This window comes from Ruminococcus sp. RTP21358st1_G6_RTP21358_211008 (assembly GCF_040908885.1).
Lineage (GTDB): Bacteria > Bacillota > Clostridia > Lachnospirales > Lachnospiraceae > Blautia_A > Blautia_A faecis.
Genome location: NZ_JBDGDM010000004.1, coordinates 12,425 through 34,202 on the forward strand (window position 1 = coordinate 12,425; position 21,778 = coordinate 34,202).

19 protein-coding genes are annotated in these 21,778 nt (G+C 45.0%); 1 reads left to right on the plus strand and 18 read right to left on the minus strand.

Annotated features, from left to right (window positions below; translation table 11 throughout):
* Position 1: 1 nt before the first annotated feature.
* The 18 genes from AB5Z12_RS02385 to hflX all read right to left on the minus strand — a co-directional run bounded on the left by AB5Z12_RS02385 (position 2) and on the right by hflX (position 20,532).
* Positions 2-976 (minus strand): 4Fe-4S dicluster domain-containing protein, encoded by a 975-nt coding sequence (locus AB5Z12_RS02385; protein WP_148461090.1) that lies wholly within the window; start codon positions 974-976, stop codon positions 2-4.
* Complete coding sequence (locus AB5Z12_RS02390; RefSeq protein ID WP_118578139.1) at positions 964-1,407, minus strand: hydrogenase iron-sulfur subunit; 444 nt, start codon at positions 1,405-1,407, stop codon at positions 964-966. Before AB5Z12_RS02390 ends, AB5Z12_RS02385 begins: the two co-directional genes overlap by 13 nt.
* Positions 1,398-3,386 (minus strand): CoB--CoM heterodisulfide reductase iron-sulfur subunit A family protein, encoded by a 1,989-nt coding sequence (locus tag AB5Z12_RS02395; RefSeq protein ID WP_173718187.1) that lies wholly within the window; start codon positions 3,384-3,386, stop codon positions 1,398-1,400. The genes AB5Z12_RS02390 and AB5Z12_RS02395 overlap by 10 nt, the downstream gene beginning before the upstream one ends.
* 7 nt (positions 3,387-3,393) lie before the next feature.
* Positions 3,394-3,795: a 4Fe-4S dicluster domain-containing protein gene (locus AB5Z12_RS02400; RefSeq protein ID WP_118578137.1), complete on the minus strand. Its 402-nt coding sequence runs from the start codon at positions 3,793-3,795 to the stop codon at positions 3,394-3,396.
* On the minus strand, positions 3,795-4,589 hold the full coding sequence (locus tag AB5Z12_RS02405; RefSeq protein ID WP_118578136.1) for a CoB--CoM heterodisulfide reductase iron-sulfur subunit B family protein: 795 nt from the start codon (positions 4,587-4,589) through the stop codon (positions 3,795-3,797). Before AB5Z12_RS02405 ends, AB5Z12_RS02400 begins: the two co-directional genes overlap by 1 nt.
* A gap of 220 nt (positions 4,590-4,809) precedes the next feature.
* Positions 4,810-5,757 carry an L-lactate dehydrogenase gene (locus AB5Z12_RS02410; protein ID WP_148461088.1) on the minus strand — a complete coding sequence of 316 codons (948 nt, stop codon included), beginning with the start codon at positions 5,755-5,757 and terminating at the stop codon, positions 4,810-4,812.
* A 385-nt stretch (positions 5,758-6,142) separates the two neighbouring features.
* The gene (locus tag AB5Z12_RS02415; protein WP_178090555.1) at positions 6,143-6,286 is read right to left on the minus strand and encodes a hypothetical protein; all 144 of its coding nucleotides are present in this window, start codon (positions 6,284-6,286) and stop codon (positions 6,143-6,145) included.
* Positions 6,287-6,493: 207 nt separating this feature from the next.
* Positions 6,494-7,711: a peptidase T gene (gene pepT / locus AB5Z12_RS02420; RefSeq protein ID WP_148461087.1), complete on the minus strand. Its 1,218-nt coding sequence runs from the start codon at positions 7,709-7,711 to the stop codon at positions 6,494-6,496.
* Positions 7,712-7,768: 57 nt separating this feature from the next.
* Positions 7,769-9,280, minus strand: coding sequence for a 4Fe-4S dicluster domain-containing protein (locus tag AB5Z12_RS02425; protein ID WP_148461086.1), 1,512 nt, complete (start codon positions 9,278-9,280; stop codon positions 7,769-7,771).
* A gap of 363 nt (positions 9,281-9,643) precedes the next feature.
* The gene (locus AB5Z12_RS02430) at positions 9,644-10,435 is read right to left on the minus strand and encodes a glycyl-radical enzyme activating protein (protein WP_173716021.1); all 792 of its coding nucleotides are present in this window, start codon (positions 10,433-10,435) and stop codon (positions 9,644-9,646) included.
* Between the two features lie 173 nt (positions 10,436-10,608).
* Positions 10,609-13,134, minus strand: coding sequence for a glycyl radical protein (locus tag AB5Z12_RS02435; RefSeq protein WP_195391965.1), 2,526 nt, complete (start codon positions 13,132-13,134; stop codon positions 10,609-10,611).
* A gap of 250 nt (positions 13,135-13,384) precedes the next feature.
* Positions 13,385-14,329: a hypothetical protein gene (locus AB5Z12_RS02440; RefSeq protein ID WP_368356754.1), complete on the minus strand. Its 945-nt coding sequence runs from the start codon at positions 14,327-14,329 to the stop codon at positions 13,385-13,387.
* 317 nt (positions 14,330-14,646) lie between these two features.
* Positions 14,647-14,874, minus strand: coding sequence for a FeoB-associated Cys-rich membrane protein (locus AB5Z12_RS02445; protein WP_368368542.1), 228 nt, complete (start codon positions 14,872-14,874; stop codon positions 14,647-14,649).
* A gap of 67 nt (positions 14,875-14,941) precedes the next feature.
* The gene (locus AB5Z12_RS02450; protein ID WP_368356753.1) at positions 14,942-16,012 is read right to left on the minus strand and encodes a PTS transporter subunit IIC; all 1,071 of its coding nucleotides are present in this window, start codon (positions 16,010-16,012) and stop codon (positions 14,942-14,944) included.
* Positions 16,013-16,125: 113 nt separating this feature from the next.
* Complete coding sequence (locus AB5Z12_RS02455) at positions 16,126-17,109, minus strand: sensor histidine kinase (RefSeq protein WP_294432593.1); 984 nt, start codon at positions 17,107-17,109, stop codon at positions 16,126-16,128.
* Entirely contained in the window at positions 17,106-17,774 is a 669-nt protein-coding gene (locus AB5Z12_RS02460) for a response regulator transcription factor (RefSeq protein ID WP_118578126.1), read from the minus strand. The genes AB5Z12_RS02455 and AB5Z12_RS02460 overlap by 4 nt, the downstream gene beginning before the upstream one ends.
* A gap of 103 nt (positions 17,775-17,877) precedes the next feature.
* Positions 17,878-18,909: a M42 family metallopeptidase gene (locus AB5Z12_RS02465; protein WP_173716016.1), complete on the minus strand. Its 1,032-nt coding sequence runs from the start codon at positions 18,907-18,909 to the stop codon at positions 17,878-17,880.
* A gap of 387 nt (positions 18,910-19,296) precedes the next feature.
* Positions 19,297-20,532, minus strand: a complete 1,236-nt coding sequence (gene hflX, locus AB5Z12_RS02470; RefSeq protein ID WP_195380137.1) for a GTPase HflX — start codon at positions 20,530-20,532, stop codon at positions 19,297-19,299.
* Positions 20,533-20,870: 338 nt separating this feature from the next.
* On the opposite strand from hflX, the gene AB5Z12_RS02475 reads away from it, so the two are divergent.
* The gene (locus AB5Z12_RS02475) at positions 20,871-21,755 is read left to right on the plus strand and encodes a transglutaminase domain-containing protein (protein ID WP_368356752.1); all 885 of its coding nucleotides are present in this window, start codon (positions 20,871-20,873) and stop codon (positions 21,753-21,755) included.
* The last annotated feature ends 23 nt before the right edge of the window (positions 21,756-21,778 follow it).

Here is a 21,778-nt window from a genome sequence, read left to right on the forward strand (position 1 = left end):
ATTATCCCCTTTCTGCCACTACACCTGGCTCTACATCATCAAATGTAAAGCTGGTCAGCGGGCCTTTTGACTCAGCATCTGCTCCTGCCTGATATTCGCCGTAGAAGGTATCAATATCCTTGATGAACTTACGGTTAAACAGATGAAGCGGAATCCCCTGTGGGCAGACACGGCTGCACTCACCGCAGTCTGTACATCTTCCTGCAACGTGGAATGCACGGATAATGTGGAACATTTTTTCTTCAAAGGAATCCACATTTGCCTTCTGCGCACTGTCAAACTTGGTGCTGTCGAATACACATTTACGACAGCTGCAGGCTGGACATGCATTACGGCATGCATTACAGCGGATACATTTACTGAGCTCCTTCTGGAAAAATGCGAAACGCTCTTCCGGGCTCATTTTCTCAATTTTCTCCACTTCTGCGAAACGGTCTGCATCCTTTGTATCCTTGGATTCGCCGATGATCTCATCATAGATCATATGCTCTTTTCCTTTGCATACATGGCAGCGCTCCAGCATTGCATCCTTGTAAGCAACTGTTTTGTCACCGTAGATTGTGGAAACGTTAAGTATTTCACAATCATCGGTAAGCTCAGCGCCGGAAATGCTCTGGATTCCCTTGATGCCCATTTTACGAAGCTTCTCCACATCCAGCTTGCCTTTACAGCCAACACCGATAATGTAGGCTTTTTCACGGTCTACACGGTGTTCCTTGATCAGCTGGTTGAAGCTGTAGGTATCACAAGGCTTCAGACAGACAAGAGTTTTTCCCTCTAATTTGGAAGCCTCGATCATCATTTTACTTAAGTTTTGTCCGCAGAAACCATTATAGACAAATTCGTCCAGGCTTTCTGCTGTTTCGAAATATGCTGCTTCCGGATTGTAAGGCAGGTCTCCGGCTTTCCAGCCAAGAACACGTGTTACGGTTCCATCAGCCAGCAGTTCTTTTGCACGAGCGATCAGTTCCTGCATCTTAAATCCTCCAATCTGACGTTTTTACCCAGAGAATGGATTTTTTCCACAAATTCATTCATGGTCTGGGAGAATTTTACACCTTCTGCGGCAGATACCCACTCAACACGGGTACGGCCATTTTCCACACCAATGAAGTCCAGCATGGAGAAAAGAAGTGTCATACGTCTTCTCGCATAATAGTTTCCGGTTGTGTAGTGGCAGTCTCCCGGATGGCAGCCGCACATGATCACGCCGTCAGCACCTTTTTCAAAGGCACGGAGGATGAACATTGGATTTACACGGCAGGAGCATGGTACGCGGATGATCTTTACATCAGCCGGATAAGAAAGACGGCTGCTTCCTGCAAGGTCTGCACCTGCGTAGCTGCACCAGTTACAGCAGAATGCCACGATCTTCGGTCTGAATTCTTCTTTTGCTTCTATCGACATATTGCATCTACCTCCGCTAAAATCTGTCTGTTGGAGAATCCCTGGAGATCCATTGCTCCGGACGGGCAGGTTACGGTACATGCACCACAGCCCTGGCAAAGAGCATTGTTTACAACAGCAATTCTTCTTGTCTCACGGATTCCGTGGTCATTTACCTGTTTTTCCTCATAGGAAATCGCACCATACGGACACACATTTGCACACTGGGAGCATCCGTTGCAAAGAAGCTCGTCAGAATGTGCGGTACATGGGTTGGTGGTCAGCTTGTCTTTTGCAAGAAGGCCGATTGCCTTCACTGCTGCTGCGCCAGCCTGTGCAACTGTCTCCGGAATATCCTTTGGTCCCTGGCAGACACCGGAAAGGAAAATACCAGCTGTAGGGGACTCTACCGGACGAAGCTTTGCATGTGCTTCTGTGAGGAAATTGTTGGTATCAATACTTGCGGTAAGCATAGTTGCAATTTTTCTTACATCCTTATTTGGCTCGATGGCAGCTGCAAGAACCACCATATCAGCCTCCATAAGGATCTGTTTATTTTCAAGCAGGTCAGAAGCCTGAACCATAAGAGTTCCATCCGGCTGTGGGATTACCTTTCCAACCTGGCCTTTTACATAATTTACACCGTAGTCTTCAACAGCTCTTCTGTAGAACTCATCGAAGTTTTTACCGGGAGTACGAACGTCAATGTAGAAAACAGTTACATTTGTATCCGGGTATTTGTCACGGATCAGCATTGCATGTTTTGCAGTGTACATACAGCAGATCTTGGAGCAGTAGCTCTTTCCTCTTTCATCAGAGCAACGGCTTCCCACACACTGTACAAATACAATGTTTTTCGGAGCTTTTCCATCGGAAAGTCTCTCAAGATGCCCCTTTGTAGGTCCTGCTGCATTCATGATACGCTCAAGCTCAAGAGAGGTGATAACGTCCTTACTCTGGCTGTAAGCGTACTCATCATATTTATCCAGCGGAATCACGTCAAAACCGGTTGCAACCACGATTGCACCGTATTTCTGCGTAACGATCTCATCCTTCTGCTCATAATCAATTGCACCTGCGGCACAAACCTTGGAGCAGACACCGCATTTTCCGGTTTTAAACTTGGTACAATGCTCGCGGTCGATTACCGGAACATTTGGGATAGCCTGAGCGAACGGAATGTAGATAGCACTTCTGTTGTTCAGACCGCGGTTAAATTCGTTTGGATTTTTCTTGGACGGACATTTCTCAGAACAGACACCGCATCCGGTACATTTGCTCATATCCACGCTTCTTGCTTTCTTGCGGATATCAACGGTGAAGTCACCTACAAAGCCGCTTACCTTCTCAACTTCACTGTATGTATAGATGTTGATTTTCTCGTGTGCTGCTGCCTCTACCATCTTCGGTGTAAGGATACACGCGGAGCAGTCCAGAGTTGGGAAGGTCTTGTCCAGCTGGGACATTCTTCCACCGATACTTGGAAGCTTCTCCACAATATCAACCTCGTAACCAGCCTCTGCAATGTCAAGGGCTGACTGGATTCCGGCAATACCTCCGCCGATTACAAGAGCACGTTTGGTTACAAGGCTCTCGCCTGGCTGAAGAGGAGCATCCAGATTTACTTTTGCGATTGCGGCTCTTGCAAGGATCACTGCCTTTAAGGTAGCCTCTTCCATATCCTTGTGGATCCAGGAGCAATGCTCACGGATATTGGCAATCTCTACCATATATGGGTTTAATCCCGCTTTCTGTGCTGCCTTTCTAAAGGTAGCCTCATGCATACGCGGGGAACAGGAACAGACTACGATTCCTGTCAGATTTTTTTCATGGATGGCGTTGATGATCTTGGCCTGTCCTGCTTCGGAGCACATGTACTGATAATCTTCCGCATGAACAACACCTGGCTCTTTTGCTGCCATCTCTACTACTTTTTTCACATCAACTGTGGCTGCAATGTTTGTACCACAATGACATACGAATACACCTATTCTCTGCACCTGTTTCTCACCTCCTGTATCTTCTGAATGCACTTACCAGCAGCTGCTGCGGTGTGTCTTCATCAAGCAGCTCCGGAATTTCGTCTGCGGTCAGATAGTTCTGCCCACGCTCGCGGACAACCAGCTGTCTGGCTGCATCGATCAGTTTTCCCGGTTTAACATCTCTTGGACAGCGTTCTACACATGCAAAGCAGGAGAGGCATTTCCATAAGGATTTTGACTGTGCAAGAGCTTCAATGTCGCCGTTCTGTACATAAGTTACAAACTGGTGAGGCTTGATATCCATCTCGTTAAATGCAGGACAGGTTGCGGAGCATTTGCCGCATTTCATACATTTCAGGGGATTTACTCCGGAAATTTCTTTGATTCGCTCTGCTGCATTCTGGGTATTTCCATATGTATAAGCCATTACTTCGCCACCTCCTCTTTTACTCCGAGAGCTTCTGCAAGAAGTTCTGTAAAATAGTAAACAGGAAGATCGCCGTTTCCGTTCTTTTTCAGGTTATACATGCAAAGTGGACAGGCTGTGATCAGCATATCTGCTTCAAAGCCCTTTGCACTGTCCATGATCTTTTCACACATATTCTGTGCCATTTCTTTTTCTTTCAGGGAAATGTAGCCGCCGCAGCACTCATTGCGGTATGGGTATACCACAGGCTCTGCGCCAAGGGCACGGATGAAGTCTTCCATAATGGTGGGATTCTCCGGATTATCAAATGCCATGATCTTTCCTGGTCTTAAAAGAAGGCAGCCATAATATGCACCGATTTTTTTGCCAGTTAAAGGATTTACCACTTTCTTTTTGATCTCATCAAATCCAACTTCATCACGGAGTACTTCCAGATAATGAAGGACATTTGTCTCTCCTTCATATGGAGTATCCAGTTTCAGATAATTATTTGCTCTGGTGCGGATGTCGTCCACGTTTTTCATGTCGTCGTTCACACGTTTGAGCACATGATGACAGGCTGAACAGACTGTGATCAGATCCTGTCCTTTTTCTTTTGCGTCATTTAAAGCCCGGACGGAAGAAAGTTTGGTGGCAATCTCATCGCTGCCAAGAGGATATACGCCGCCGCAGCACTGCCAGTCTTCTATCTCTTCCATTTCGAAGCCCAGTGCTTTTGCAGAAGCTCTGGCATAGGCATCCAGATCTTTTGCCTTATTCTTCAGGGTACATCCTGGATAATAACTGTACTTCATGCTTCTTGTTCCTTTCTTGTTACTGTTCACAAAATATGCTTTTCTAAATTCACATATGTAAACAGCAGCTATTTGGGTTGCTTTCGCAAAGTGGAACCCGACTTACCGCTTTCCACGATAGAAGCCGGGATGTCTTTGCTGGTATAGTTAAATATAAAGTCTTGTGCTCTGCACTGGGAATTGATTTTTCCGGTAAAATGCAGACAACAAAACCTGGTCCTTACAGTTCGATCTGTGCGATTACTTCTTTCAGGGCATCAGCACTCTTTTTCAGCAGTGCAACTTCTTCTTTATTCATACGCATCTGAACTTTTCCCTGGATTCCATTTGGTCCTACAAGAGTAAGGGTACTCAGGCACACATCTTCGATTCCATACTCACCGTGAAGCATGGAGGATACAGTTGCAAGGGAATCGGAAGCTGCCAGGATCAGACCTACCAGCTGGCAAACGGTAGCAGATACTGCATAGAAGGTTGCACCTTTCTTTGCAATAACTTTTCCGCCGGATTTCTGTACATATTCCAGCATGGCTTCTTTATCCAGAGGTTTCACATCCTTGCCGTGAGCTTTCATTTCTTCATAATACTCATCTGTGCTGAGACCGGAAATGTAAGCGCCTGTCCATGGAATGAAGGATGTGTCGCCGTGCTCGCCAAAAACGTAAGCGTGGATATTTCCCTGGGCTACTTTGAAGTGCTCGGAAAGTCCATAGCGAAGTCTTGCTGTATCAAGAATAGTTCCTGATCCCATGATCTGATTCTCCGGAAGACCGGAAATCTTAGTAAATACATAGGTCATAATGTCTACCGGGTTGCTTACGATAATATACTTTGCGTCTGGAGCTTCTTTTACGATCTGAGGAGTGATGCTCTTCAGAATGTTTACGTTTGTCTGAGTAAGCTCAATTCGTGTCTGTCCTGGTTTACGGGCGATTCCGGAAGTAATGATCACGATGTCTGAATCTTTGGCATCTGCGTAATCTCCGGCCACCAGAGATACAGGGCTTCTGAAGCAGGTTCCCTGCTCAATGTCCATAACCTCTCCTTCAACCTTCTCCTTGTTGATGTCGATCAGAACAATCTCGGAAGCGATCTCATCGTGTGCCAGTGTGTAAGCGATAGTGGAGCCAACGCTTCCAGCTCCGATAATGGTAATTTTGCTGCTCATAAAAAACTCCTTTCATGGGGGTTGTGGGATTTTGTCAACTTCTCCCTCTGTTTTGTCACTTTTTCGTGGGATTGGTTGGTTTTCCCTGTGTGATGTCCTTTGTTTCTTGTTTATTTTTTAACAATCACAGTTAGAAAAAAAGCGGGTAAAAACTTTATTTTCTGCCTTGTGACATGGCCTAAACCAGAAACACAGAGAATTTTCTTCCTGTTTTCCTGGTTCAAGTCATGTCACTATGTGTTTCTTGACAAACAATTCTCAACAAAAGGACTTTTCCCTCTTCGTCTCCGCATAAAATATTGGTTTTCTCCGCTCTCATTAAGATACCATAATGACAATCTTTTAACAACTGTTTTTTGAAATTTTTATCATTATTTTGGGGCTTTTACATATTGCATAAATATAGGAGCTCTGTTTTGTATGATTTTATGTAGATTACTTCTGTAAATCCCATTGTCCCCAGATTGGCGTCTCCCTTTTTCAGATATGCATTAATTTCCTTATTATTTACAATTTCCTGGTACTTCAAGTAGATCAGTTCTCCTTTTTATCCTTTTTAGCTTTTTTCTCAGGATAATTATAAGGGGAAAAAAGCATGTTGTTGTCTTAGCCATGTAAAATTTTGTTTAAATTTTGAGAAGAAGAAAGCACCTGTCGGTTACAATTCGACAGATGCTTTTTTCTAAAGCATGTTTGAAAAATTATATATCTCACCAATGCTTTTTTCCTACCCGAATCAGCAGGCGTACAGCTTCACAATATTCTTCAGATTCTCCACAGCATAATCCATTCCTTCAACGGTAATGTGTTCGCATGGTCCGTGGAAGGCATAGCCGCCGGTTCCAAGGTTCGGACAGGGCAGTCCCATGAAGGAAAGCCTTGCGCCATCTGTGCCGCCGCGGATTGCAACTGTCTTAGGATTCAGCCCGGACTGCTGGACGGCTTTCTTGGCGTTATCGATCAGGTGCATGCAAGGCTCGATCTTCTCTTTCATGTTGCGGTACTGTTCTTTGATGATGAGGGTTACGGTACCTTCGCCGTATTTCTCGTTGAGAAGCTTGACGATATGTCTCATCAGCTCCTGGCGGCAGGCGAACATGGCGCTGTCGTGGTCACGGATAATGTAGTCAAGGCTTGCAGAAGACACATCTCCGCTCATTTCACAGAGATGGAAAAATCCCTCATACTCTTCTGTGTTCGCTGGGGTATCTCCTGCCGGAAGCATGTTATTGAACTCCATGGCAACCAGGGCTGCATTGATCATGGTGTTCTTACTGCTGCCCGGGTGTACAGAAAAGCCTTTGATCTTTACTTTCGCACCTGCGGCATTGAAGTTCTCATACTCGATCTCATTCTCCGCACCGCCATCTACAGTATAGGCAAAATCTGCTCCAAAGTCTTCTACATCGAAGAAGTCTGCGCCGCGGCCCACTTCTTCATCCGGGGTAAAGCCGATACAGATTTTTCCATGAGGAATGTTCTCTGTGATCACCTGCTCTGCCATAGTCATGATCTCAGCCACACCAGCCTTGTCATCTGCACCAAGAAGGGTGCTTCCGTCGGTGGTGATCAGGGTTCTTCCTTTTAAAGATGCCAGATGTGGGAAATCTTTCAAGGTAAGAGCATATTCACTGTCTCCCAACTTTACATCACCGCCGTCGTACTCCGGGATGATCTGTGGATTTACGTTTTCTCCGGAGAAATCAGGTGCTGTGTCCATATGTGCGATAAAGCCGATGGCTGGTTTCTCTTCCAAGCCTTCTGTAGCCGGGATCACGCCATAAACATAGCACTTGTCATCAATGCGCACGTCCTGAACCCCTATTTTTTTCAGTTCCTCTGCCAGCTGGTTTCCCAGGTCAAACTGACGGCTGGTGGATGGCACGTTCTCCTGCTCATCCTCGCTTGTGGTATATACTTTCACATAATTTAATAAACGTTCGTATGCACGCATTTTTGCTTTTCTCCTTCTCATGTATTCTTTATTTTCAAGCAGCTCGGCTAAATAATTTTACAGCTCTTCCAGTTTCTCCAGTTCCCCGCCAAATGAAGTATCCATACATTCTTCAAAAGACGCTTCCTTCTTCATCTTCTCCAGTGCCACTCCCGCCTTCTTTACAGTCTGCACCGTTCCGGCACCTGCTATGCAGCCGCCAGGACACGCCATGCCTTCCAGCAGATATCCGTTGTATTTCCCTGCTTTGGCTGCCATCAGCATCTTTTTACACTCCTGAAGTCCGTTAGCACTGACTACCTTCACCTCGCGATCCGGATCCATACGCTTTACAGCTTTCACAACTGCGGCTGCCACACCGCCGCTAACAGCAAAGCCACGACCGTCACTACTGGCCTGGGTAAGAGGCTCTTCCTCCGGAAGGCTGGCAAAATCAACATCCTTGGCATCAAACATGCCTTTCACCTCTTCAAAGGTGAGAACGAAGTCCACATAGCTTCGAACCGACTTACGGCTTGCCTCCAGCTTCTTGGCTGCACATGGTCCTACAAACACGATCTTGCAGTCTGGCTCTTCCTGCTTCAGAAGTCTGGCAGTCAGTACCATGGGAGTAAGCGCCATGGAAATGCAGTTGGCAAGCTGTGGAACCGTCTTTTTTGCCATAACAGACCATGCCGGGCAACAGGAGGTTCCCATAAACGGAATTTTCTCCGGCACTTCCTTCATGAAGTCCTTAGCCTCCTCAATGGTGCAAAGATCTGCACCCACAGCCACTTCCTTAATATCCGTAAATCCAAGCGCCTTAAAAGCTCCCCGAAGCTGGGTATTCTTCAATTCCGGTTCAAACTGACCTGCCACAGCCGGCGCTACAATGGCATAAACTGGTGTATCACTTTTTAATGCCATAATGGTCTGATAAATCTGTCCCTTATCTACAATGGCACTGAACGGACAGCTTACCAGGCACATTCCACAGGAAACACACTTGTCATAGTCGATCTCTGCTCTGCCATACTCGTCTGAATGGATGGCATTCATTCCACAGGCCTTGGCACACGGACGCTCCTGCTTGATAATGGCATTATATGGACAGGATTCCAGACACTTTCCACATTTGATGCATTTCTCCTGATCGATCACAGACCGCCCGTTTTCCATGTGGATAGCCTGCTTGGGACAGACCTCCTGACAAGGATGTTCCAGACAGCCCTGGCAGCCCTCTGTGACAATCACACGCTTCTCCGGACAGGAGTTGCAGGCGAATTTAATAATATTGATAAGGGGCGGCTCATAATATTTCTCTTCGATCAAGCTGGCTTCTACGCCCTTGGAAATTGGCGCATGCTCGGAAATGTTTCGAAGAGGCAGTCCCATTGCCACACGCAATCTCTCTCCTACGATAGCTCTCTCCAGAAAAATACTGTCACGATATGTTGCAATCTCTCCTGGAAGAATTTTGTACGGAAGATCATCCATCTCTTTCTCAATGTCGCCCTCATAGGCAAGCCGGGCAATTTCAGTAAAAATCTGGTGTCTGATTTTTGTCTTTGATGAGTATAGTCCTCTCATTCTTTTTCTCCTTATGCTGTAGTATTTTGCACCAGCCAGATTTTACCGCAATCAATCTAACTGTCTTTATAAAGTTTTCTTTCTCCGCTTTTTTTAATAGTTGATATAAATTCATCAAGTATTTATTATACCACCTATCATACAAAAAAATTATAATTTAAGCAAATCTTTTTCCAATTTCTTTTCCTGGAGCATGTATGAAAAAGGCTTTCTTTTAGTGTGTTGAAAGTTGTTCAAATGTGTCCCTCCTGAAGAACTTTTCACCCGCCCAACACATTAAATAAGAAATGCACGCAAAAAAAGACACTGTACAGATTTCTCCACACAATGTCTTTCTTCAAAATTTTCACATAAAATAGTATTTCATCCACCTATCTGGCAATCCAGATCACAGACGGAATGCACTGCTTTTTTTAAAAGTTCCATATGCTCCGGTTCTGGAGGAAGTATCTCCGGCAGCTTGTATTCTCTTCCAAGCCAGTCGTACTTATCCTGTCCCAGACGGTGATATGGAAGAAGGTGAATCTTCTTCACACCTGGCAATGTAGATGCAAAGGAAGCAATAGACTTGATTTCCTCCACACTGTCATTGAACGTTGGAACGACAGGTACACGAATCACCAGATTGGTCTGGCCAGAAAGAGCTACCTTTCTGGCGTTCTCCAGAGCCAGTCCATTGGGCTTGCCTGTAAACTGCTTATGCTTCTCCTGATTGGTATGCTTGATATCCATCAGGTAAGTATCCAGATAAGGCAATACCATCTCGATATTTTTCCAGGGAACACATGCCATACTCTCGATAGCTGTATTAATTCCACGCTCTTTCGCTGCGCGAAGAAGGTCACGGGCAAATTCCGGCTGGCAAAGACATTCGCCACCGGAAAGTGTCATTCCACCGCCGGAGCGGTAGTAATATGGACGATCCTTCTCTACCAGTTCGATCATCTCGCGGACAGTTACGTCTCGTCCCATGGTCTTCACGCCGTCTGGAGTTTTCATTGTCTGGATCTTATATTCCTGGGATTCCGGATTGCAGCACCACTGGCATCTGAGCACACAGCCTTTCAAAAACACAATGGTACGGATTCCAGGACCGTCATGGATGGAATAACGCTGGACGTCGAAAATACGCCCTGTAGTGTCTAAATATTCCATAGATATCTCCATTATACGGAAGTGTCAGCAGACTTCTCTTAACGAAGCCACCAGCAATTCCATTTATATTTTTCGCAGAAAGTTTCCATTCACAGCCACACTTATCATCTCGCTAAGAAGTGAGCTATGGGGCAATTATAACTCTCCTGCATAAGAGTCTGCTGACTTTCGTTTTAGAATCCCTGCTCAGTTCTTCTGATAATGTCATCCTGCAGAGATTTGGAAAGTGTGGTAAACAGTGCACTGTAACCAGCCACACGTACAACCAGATGCTTATAGTTCTCCGGATGTGCCTGTGCATCAAGCAGGGTCTCTCTGCTTACAACATTGAACTGCATATGCATTCCCTTCTGATCGAAATAGGAACGAATCAGTGCAACAAATTTCTCAAGGCCCTCACGTCCGGAAAGTGCTGACGGATGGAATTTCTGATTGAACAAAGTACCATTGGATACGATAAAGTGATCCAGTTTCGCAACAGAGCTTGCTGCTGCAGTAGGTCCGTTCACATCCTTGCCTGCGGATGGGGAAACACCATCTGCAACCGGAGTATGTGCATATCTTCCATCTGGTGTAGCACCAGTCTGTCCGCCAAGGGGTACGTTTGCAGATACCGGATAAAGTCCTGCCTGGTACTGTCCGCCTCTTGGGTTCTTAAAATTCTGTAACGGTCTTGTGTATGTGTAAGCTACGTCTCTTGCGAAGTAGTCAACCTCCGGAATGTCATTTCCGAATTTCGGAACTTCTGCGATCATATCGTGGATTTCCTGATATCTTGCCATCTTCTCAGGTGCCATCTGGGCATTCATAACAGATTTCAAAACTGCAGCTGCTGTATCCGCATCAACCTTGGCACCGCTCTCGGTCATCTCTCTTAGGATGCCGGTTGTGATCTCTTTCACAGACTGCTCATCCAGGCCTTTACCATAGTTCCATGCAAGAGCTTCTTTCAGCTCCTCCATTGTAAACTTCTTCTCCTGGTAAACCAGCTGGCGAATCGCATAGAGGGAATCTGCCATGTTTGCAATACCAAATCCCTGGGGACCGGTAAAGTTATAAACTGCGCCGCCTTCCTGTACAGTCTTTCCACGGGCGATACAGTTATCGATCATACTGGAAAGGAATGGAAGCGGGCAACGCTTTGCATGTGCTACGTCGATGGCATTATCTGCATTTACAAGAAGGGAAATGCAGTACTCCATCTGTTTCCTGTATGCATCATAGAATTCATCGAATGTAGCCATCTGGGTTACATCGCCGGTAGGAATTCCGACCATCTCGCCCTGATCCATACCATTGGCAAATACAAGCTCCAGCGGACGGCACATATTAAAGAATGCTGCATCATGCCATCCCTCTGTCTTACCTGCTTTCTGTGGCTCTACGCAACCGATGATATTATACTCACGGGCATCTGCAAGGGAAAGTCCTCTGTTCTGCAGTGCCGGGATGATTACCTCGTCGTTATAATAAGCCGGAAGTCCGATACCCGTTCTGGTAAGCTCTGCTGCCTTGATCAGAAGGTCATGAGGAGAACCATTCCATACACGGATGGAAAGGGACGGAGCCGGAAGATGTACATGCATGGATGCCTCAATACACATAAAGGAAAGGTCATTGGTCACATCATTGCCATCTTTATCCTGACCTCCTACGATCAGGTTCTGGAACAGACTGTAGCCTGCGAATCCTTCTGCGGAAGCAGCATCACGGACTTTATTCAGGTCATTTAATTTTACCCAGATGCAATCAAGAAGCTCCTGGGCTGCTGTTCTGGTAATCGCGCCGCTCTCAATATCCTTCTTATAATAAGGATACATATACTGGTCGAAACGTCCTGGGGAAATGGAATGTCCGCTAGACTCCATCTGGAGAAGCTGCTGCACAAACCAGAAGGACTGACACGCCTCCCAGAAATTGGTAGCTCCCTTCGCCGGAACCTTGCTGCAATTGGATGCAATCACAAGAAGCTCTGCTTTACGCTGTGGATCTGTACATTTCTCTGCCATTTCAAGGGCAAGCTTTGCATATCTGTCTGCATAATCAATCACTGCCTGGCAGCTTATGATAACTGCTTCCAGGAAACGGGAACGCTCTGCGTAATCTCCATCCCCCACATTGCATTTATCCAGCTCAGCCTGTGCTTTCGCCATAATGCCTTCGTATCCGATTTCAAGAACTTCCCAGTATTTTACGGTAACATGTCCTACACCATTATAGAAATAGTTTCCCGGTGTAAAAATATTGTGATCAATTGCACGAATGGCTTCTGGTGCCATATATGCTGTGGCAAGCTCACTGGTAGTCTTGCCTTTCCAGTATTTGTGTACCTCGCGAAGATCTGCTTTGGCCTGCTCTGAAATATAGAATGGATCAGCAGTTCTGGTGGCAACCGTATCCAGCTCGTCTTCCAGCCACTGGAATGAGAATTCCGGGAATGTCTGGCATCCTCTCGGTGCAATGGAGTTACTTCCCACGATCAGTTCCTCATCACGGATGATGATCGGAATATTATGTAAAATGTGGGAAAAAGCTTTCGCTCTTCTGGTAATGATCGGCTGGTCTTCCGTCTCCTTATAGGACTCTGTGATCAGCTTCGCTCTGTAAGATTCGATCTCCGGCATCTTGGCATAGAGATGATCTACCAGACGGGTAATTCTGGAAGATTTCGGAATCTCACTTGAATTGTATTTTTCCATGGTTCTCCTTTCTCATGGATGTCCCGGCATATAAAATAGTATTCTGTATCGCCAAAACGCAATATTCTCTTTGTCGGCAACATAAATGTCCGTTGTTCCATGACATAGTTTTCTATGCTCATTATACGTCATTCGCTATGCGGTGTCAACATGATTCAACACTGTTTTTTGTTGCTTTAGTTGGTTTCCCGAGTTGCTTTTTGTGGTTTTTCGTTGTTTTTGTTGAGGAACCACGAAATATGGTATTTGTTTATTTTTCAGAGTTTGTTTGAAAAGTGTTTTTTTCGTTCAACAGGCTTTGCAGTCTGGCAATTTCTTTTCTCATAATTTTAGCTTCATTTTCAGCATCATCCGCCCTCCTGCGTTCCCTCTCCGTATTCTTCCGTTCCCTTTCCTCTCCGATCTTGATTCCGATTTCCATTTCTTCCCTTCGTATCAGTTCCTCTTCCTCTTTCTGGTTATACTCAAATATGCTCATTTCAATAACCTCCGCTCGATTTTTTAGCAGAAATTCCCTGAGAATCCCTTCCTGAATACATTCCTTCACAGCCTGTTCTATTGCTGTTTCCACAGGCAATGTCTTTTGATGTTTCCTTACCCTTGCTACGAAACTTGCATATTCCTTCAGAATCTGGCACTGTTCCATTAGTTTCTGATTGTGACCTTCATTTATATTAAGAACTGTGACTTTCAATTCCAATTCCGGTTCACCGCTAAAATTCTCATATGCATCCGACAAACGGTGCTCAAACCGTTCTTCTGCCTCAGACTTACCATTATAAAATACGATAAACCTGGGTGCTGGCAGCTTCTGCTGTCTGGTGGAATATAAAGAAATTTTCTTCTGCTTAACGTATTTCTGATATTCCCTGGCAATATAAATAAGATCTCTCAGCGGAATATTGGGATTATACGTGGACTGGTGTTCCCACAAGAACATATTACAATCCAGGATAAATGCCAGGTCATTCTTCACTCCCATATAAATCGCACTATCCAATGTAACAATTTCCAACAAATCCGGGTCATGATAATCCTTTCCATTTAGTGCATTATATAAAGACAAAAGATTCTTCTTATCGGAAAAAAGCATCCGAAAAATCGTGTCCTTATATTTCACGTTAACAGCCATTGTCCCCTCATCTGTCTGCTGTATATCCTGACCTTTTGCATTCGCCGCATTCTGTTTCACCATATTCAATTCTCCCTTCCCAGGAGACTCGACCCGTACGTTTCAGAGATCTCCTGCTCTTATTTGTTCTGGATTTGAAAGCATTGATTTCTGAACGTATTAGATGAAAATAGATGGCGCTGGAAACGCCTTGATAATTAGAAGAAATATGCTTTGTGTTTATACTAACATATCCTCGTACTTTTTGGAAGAGTGAATAATTAAACTGTGTTCTTAATTTCCCATTACGCAAAAACTGCCATATCAGATTTCTCCAATACAGCAGCTTCCTCATCTTCTTATTAACAGCTATGTAAAAATACCTGTACCTCATTCACAGCTCAATGGCAGTGTCCGCCGCAGCTTCCACAGTTACCATTGCAGCCTTTTCCGCTTTTTTTATCTTTTACAATGCTTCTGATTGCAAGACCTGCGATTGCAACTACGATAGCGCCTACAACTACTGTTCCCATACTATACTCCTTTCCGGTTACTCGAAACGCATTTGCCAGAGACTTCTGTCTCCTTTTACAAACGCTGTACAAAATTTCACCAACAAACATAATCATGATTTATATTGTTAGTATATTCTAACATCTATTAGATGTCAATATTTTTTTGTGTTAGCAACTTTTTTTATACATTCAGCTTCATCTGTCCATCTTTAATATATCCCATATTCCGCATTCCACGATAGATCACATAAGACAAAAGTCCTGGAAGCAGGAAATGAAAGACTACGATTTTCAGAATAACCAGAACTGGGGATTCGGTTGCCACCATGGTCTGATAAGTCATGATCTGTCCAACCAGACCGGAAGTTCCCATTCCTGAACCAGTTGCATTATTTGTCATATGGAAAGGCCCGATAATGGCAATTGGGCCTAAAATAGCGGATGCCAGCGTAGGCGGCAGCCAGATCAGCGGACGCTTCATAATATTAGGGATCTGCAGCATGGAGGTTCCGATTCCCTGGGCAAAAAGACCGCCCACGCCATTATCCTTAAAACTTGTCACTGCAAATCCAATCATCTGACAGCAGCATCCGATCGTTGCCGCACCCGCTGCCACGCCATTCAGCCCCAGAATAATTCCAAGAGCTGCAGAGCTAATGGGCAAAGTCAGTACCATTCCCATGATGGCAGAAACCACAATTCCCATCAGGATTGGCTGCTGCTCAGTTCCCCAGTTTACCAGGTTGCCAAGCCATGTCATGAAGCTTGATACTCCCGGTCCTACCAGTATCCCTACAGCACCACCGGAAAGGATGGTGATTGCTGGTGTAATAAGAAGATCCAGTTTTGTTTTTCCGGCAACCAGCCTCCCAATCGTAATTCCCACATATGCAGCCACAAACGCTCCAAGAGGCTCGCCAGGACCGGATAACACTAATGCCCCTGTATCAGACAACAGGGTTCCTGCAATAAGGTTTGATGCATAAGCCCCAATCATTCCTGCTGCCGCAGCCGACAACAGCACATAAGTAGATTCCCGGAATTTATACGCAACACCGATGCCGATTCCGGCACCTGTAAGCCTCTGGGCAACCACTGCAAATGCACTTAAATAAGTGCCATATGTACCGCCCATCAAATCACCGATCTGTTTCAAAATAGTTCCGATGATCAAAGTAGAAAACAACCCCAAAGCCATTCCACTTAAACCATCAATAAAAATATTGTTTAAAACCTTCTTTATCGCTTTCATACTCTCTCCTTGTCCCCACCATCTAAAGCATGTAAAAAAATTAATCTTGCAATCTGCAAAATACACCGAAAAGTGGGGCGTGCAGACTGCGAGATTGTTTTTCCGAACACGCTCTAATATAGATCCATCTTCTTTCTTTCCAGTTCAAGAAATACCTTCGTCCCTTTTCCAAGCTCCGACTCTATCCTGATTCCGTGATCCAGTCTTTTCATAATCTTTCCGCAAAGATAAAGCCCAATTCCAGTAGACCTGTTCTCTTCACGTCCATTATAGCCAGTAAACCCCTTTTCAAAAACCCGGGGCAAATCTTCGGCACGGATTCCGATTCCAGTATCTTCGATCACCAGCGTATGCGGCCTGGATTTGCTCATATAGATGGATATTTTTCCTTTTTTTGTGTATTTCAGTGCATTTGATAAAATTTGTCCCAACACAAAGCCAAGCCATTTTTCATCTGTAAGCACCGTTTCCGATACCTCTTGATACTCCAGAGAAAGCTTTTTCCCAATAAATATTCTGGCAAATTTGTGAATCTGCTCACGAATCAGAGAATCCATATCCACTTCCTCAAAGCGGATGTCTGAAGCCATATCCTCCGTTCGAAGATACCCCAGCACCATCTCCACATACTGCTCCACCTTAAAAAGCTCATTCTGAATCTCCTGAGGTCTGGGCTTCTCTTCCTGAAGAAGCAATCTTGCTGCAGCAATAGGTGTTTTGATCTGGTGGACCCACAGCGTATAAAAGTCTGTCAATTCTGTACCAAAAGCACTTCTCTGATTTTCAGCCTCTATTCTCTTCTCATCCAGACTACGGCAGATTTCCCGGTAAATAGCCTCATTTTCATTCTCCGGAGCCTCCAGATATTCTTCTGAAAAATTGCCGCAGTCTCTTATGTAAAGCAGACTTTCCTGCTTTTTCCGGTATTTATGGTAATCCCACATAAGTCCCAGGCCTGTCAGCAGCATTTCAAAAATCGCCACATAACCTACAGGCTCCAGCGGAATATCATACAGAAAAAGGATTCCAGCCGTTACCGCTACCATAAGTAAAGCCAAAACACCTATTTTCCATCTGGTTTTCAGATATTTAATCATACCATGTACCCCAGGCCTTTTTTGGTGATAATGAAGTTCTCTACACCCAGACCTTCCAGCTTCCGACGGATTCTTGTGATGTTTACTGTCAAAGTATTGTCATCCACAAAGCTGTCGCTCTCCCACAGTTTTGTCATAATCGACTCTCTGGATACAACATGCCCCTGATGTTCAAATAGTATCTGCAATATCTTCAATTCGTTTTTCGTCAAGTCTGCAAGCTTTCCATCCACTGAAATTGTCCCATTTCCAGGATTCAGCACTACGCCGCCCCTTTCCAGAAGACTGTTGTTCTGACCAAAGGCATAGGTTCTGCGAAGCACAGCCTGCACCTTCGCAGTTAACACATCCAGATCAAAAGGTTTCGCGATAAAATCATCTGCGCCCCGGCTCATGGCCATTACCATATTCATATTGTCAGCCGCTGAAGACAGAAACATCACTGGTACCTGTGAAATTTTGCGGATTTCCTCACACCAATGAAAACCGTTAAAAAACGGCAGTTTCAAATCCAGCAGCACCAGCTGTGGATCTTTTTGCACAAACTCCTGAATCACATGAGTGAAATCTTCGATCTGAAAGACCTCATATCCCCAGGATTCCAAATGTCGCTTTACTATCTGCACAATAATTTCGTCATCTTCTATTATTAAGATTTTATACATTTTTAATCAATTTTTTCTTCTAAACGGACATGTCTGCCTGCGCAGACATCACCCCAAATGAAAGTCGATTGTTCCGCGCCTTTAGCGCTACCGCGCAGGACTTTTATCCTAAATATGCCTTCAGTAATTTCAGTGTATTCTTCGCTCCATCCCTGTGTGACCGCTCGTATCCATGAGATGCGTAAACTCCCGGTCCGATCAGACCATGCTTCATATCATAGCCTGCTTTCAGTGCCGCATCCACATCAGAGCCATAATGAGGATACACATCCACAGCAAACGCAATGTCATTCTCCTGTGCAGCCTTGATCAGACCGGAAACCACCTGGTAATCATATGGTCCCATACTGTCCTTAGCGCAGATTGAAACCATGGTTTCATCACATTCCAGGCCTTTTCCAACACATCCCATATCTACGGAGATCATCTCTGTCACTCCATCTGGGATAGCGGCACATCCACCATGTCCCACTTCCTCATAAGAAGTGATCAGTACATAAATGGTACGCTCTGTCTGAATTTCTTTCTCTTTCAGATATTTAGCATAGCCGAGAAGAATAGCAGTGCTGAATTTATCATCAAGGAAACGGCTCTTGATGTATCCGCTCTCAGTCACAACTGTCCTTGGATCAAAGCAGACAAAATCGCCTGTCATGATTCCAAGTTTTTTCACATCCTCTTTATTCTTCACCGGCTCATCAAGAATGGCCTCCATCGTCTCATAAGTACGTTTGGTATCGCTATACTCGCCGTTTACATGAACAGACGCATTCTCCAGCTGGAAAGTTGCATCATATACTTTGCCGGACTTTGTATAAACCTTACAATTCTCAGCCTCTGCATTGTTTGGATTCATACCGCCGATATTAGTCAGTTTCAGATGTCCGTTGTCCATGATCTGGCAGACCATTCCGCCAAGAGTATCCATGTGAGCTGCCAGAACCACTGCATTCTCATCGTCTTTTCCTCCAAGCTTTACAAGCACAGCCCCCTTCTGGGTGATCTGCGGCTCATAGCCCAGCTTTTCAAATTCTTTTTTTACAAAATCTGCTGCCATGTGGGTAAAACCACTTGGACTTGGCACTGAAAGCAGATCCTGTGCTGTTTTCATAATGTAATCTGTGTATTTTCCCATGATATTCTCTCCTGTTTTTTACAAATTTTAGTCTTCTTACCTATCGTTCTTCACTTTCTGTATAGCAATGCGCCTCACAGAAATTACTTTTAAGCGATAACATTATATGATACCAGTGTCAAAAGGTCAAAAAGCTGTTCGTGCTTGCACGATAAGGCTTTTGAACTTGGGACACGCCAAATATGAGAAAGTAGCGATTTACGCAGTAAATCAGCGGATTTCGAATATTTGGAGGATTGCGGGAGCAGCGTAGCTGCGTAGCAATCTGGGTATCAAATGAGTGTCAAAAGACCTTTTGACACTCATATCATTATATTTACTTATTATCCTCAAATGTGATAACTTTATAAACCCATACTTTTTGCCAATTCCACAGGTCTGGCTGCGTCACATAAGCTTCCCATGAATTTCCTGCGGCACTCTGGCTTTCACCAGAATTCCAGTATCTGTGTACTCCTCCGAAAGCAGCTGCCCATATTCCCGGATCAGCTGGATCTTGCCAGCCTCCTGATAGGAAAAAATTTTTTCCACATAAATCTGCTCTTCAGAAAGGATTTTCCCCAGAAGCTGCTTTAAATCCTCCAGACCTTCCCCTGTTTTGGCCGAAACCTTAAGAGTATGGTCTGCCATACTGTCGCGCATGCGGATTGCTGCACCCACATCGACCTTGTTAAATAAAGTAATCGTCTTTTTGCCCTGGACACCAAGCTCCTGCAGGGTATCATAAACAACCTCCATCTGCTGTACCGCCTGAGGATTCGAACAGTCTACCACATGAATAATATAATCTGCATATTTCGCTTCCTCCAGGGTACTCTTAAAAGCTTCAACCAGATTATGCGGCAGTTTACGGATAAATCCAACAGTATCTGTAAGCAGGATCTGCTGTCCGTCATCTAATGTCAATGCTCTGGTTGTAGGATCCAATGTGGCAAACAGCTTATCCTCTGAAAGCACTCCGGCTCCAGTGAGGGTATTTAACAATGTAGATTTACCTGCATTGGTATAACCTACAATAGCAACAGTCTTCATCTTTCCCCGGGTACGTCCGGTACGGAGCAGTTCTCTGTGCTTCTCTACCTGGGAAAGCTCTTCCTTCAGCGCTGTGATTCTCTTTCGGATCAGACGTCGGTCGCTCTCCAGCTTTTTCTCTCCAGGTCCTCTGGTTCCAATTCCTCCTCCAAGTCTGGACAAGGATGCACCTAGTCCTACCAGTCTGGATGCTCTGTAACGGAGCTGGGCCAGCTCTACCTGGATCTTACCCTCACTTGTGGTGGCATGTTTTGCAAAAATATCAAGAATCAGAAGAGTTCTGTCCATTACCTTACATTCCAGCTCATGCTCCAGATTGTTCATCTGTGCCGGGGAAAGCTCATCGTCACAGATGATTCCTGTAGCATCCGTGGCCAGCATAAGAGCACGTACCTCCTCGATCTTTCCTTTTCCAATATAAGTTCCAGGATGTACAGTCTCACGGTTCTGGATAATTTTTCCCACTGTCTGGGCTCCGGCAGTATCTGCAAGCTCCTCCAGTTCATCCAGGGATTCTTTCACATTGTCGTTCTCGTCCAGCTGAACGCCAACCAGAATCACCTGCTCCTGTATTTCTTCAATATATTCCATAAATCCTCCTTCCGGATCATCCATAAACTAACTTTCAGTTACTTTTCTATCTGAAAATCATCTGTTAGAGTATAACACAAACCCATTCCTTTTGGGAGAGGTATATTTCAGTTACTGTTCACTGGTAACGTTCCGCGAGGCGTTTTTTGTGAACAAAGTTCACAGAAAACCCGAGAATTGCGGCGCGAAATCATGCGAATGCATGATTTCTGTGCATCGCGAAGCGCGTTACTGTGAACGGAGTGAACAGTAACATATTTCAGATCTGAAAACAACAACTACAGTTCAGATCTCATATAGTATATAATAATAGTAAAAGACCCAAAAAGGAGGAACCTATGAAAAAGAAAAATCTCAAAACTCTTGCAGCATGCCTTTGCCTGTCCTGTACACTCCTGACAGGTACTCTTCCCACCCAGGCAGCTGCCCGGACATCTGTTTCCCAAACTGCGAAATCTTCTTCCACTGACACCAATAAGAAGCCCAATTCCGGTAAGGGACAGGCTTCCAGTTCCTCTTCTGGTACCTGGAAGACCATCAAAGGCCGCCACTACTATTACAATGCCCGCGGCAAGAAAGTCAAAGGCAAAGTCAAAATCGGATCCCGCTATTACTTTTTTGACAAAAATGGAATTCAGCGCTACGGCTGGAAAAAAATCAAAAATAATTACTACTTTTTCCGTATCAGCACAGGAACCACCGGCGCATACATGCTGACCTCCACCACTATAAACGGTATCGCCCTTGATGCTTCCGGACGTGCCAGCAAATCCGATTCTAACCTGCGCAAGCTGAAGCTAATGACAGAAGCGAACAAGATCGTAGAAAAGATCAGCAGACCAGGAATGAACAAAATGCAGCGCCTCCGTGCCAGCTTTGATTACGTCAAGAAGCAGTACACCTACTATTGCTGGCGTGAATTCAGAAATACACAGGACTGGGAAAAGGATTTCGCCGAAGATATGTTTTTCCGCGGCGGACGAGGTGACTGTGTTTCCTATGCAGCAGCTTTCGCCTACCTCGCAAACGCTGTAGGCATGAAAAAAGTTTATGTAATCTGCTCCGGCGGTCACGGCTGGGCTGAAATTGGTGGAAAGGTCTATGATCCTGACTGGGCGCTTGTAAGCAGCGTGGATTCCTACTTTGCAATGTCCTACGATCTCAGTGGCGTGAACGGCCGCCCCATGTATCGTGGCAACCGCCTTTATGTAAAAAAGATCTGAGTATATTACCAAAAAAGGATTTG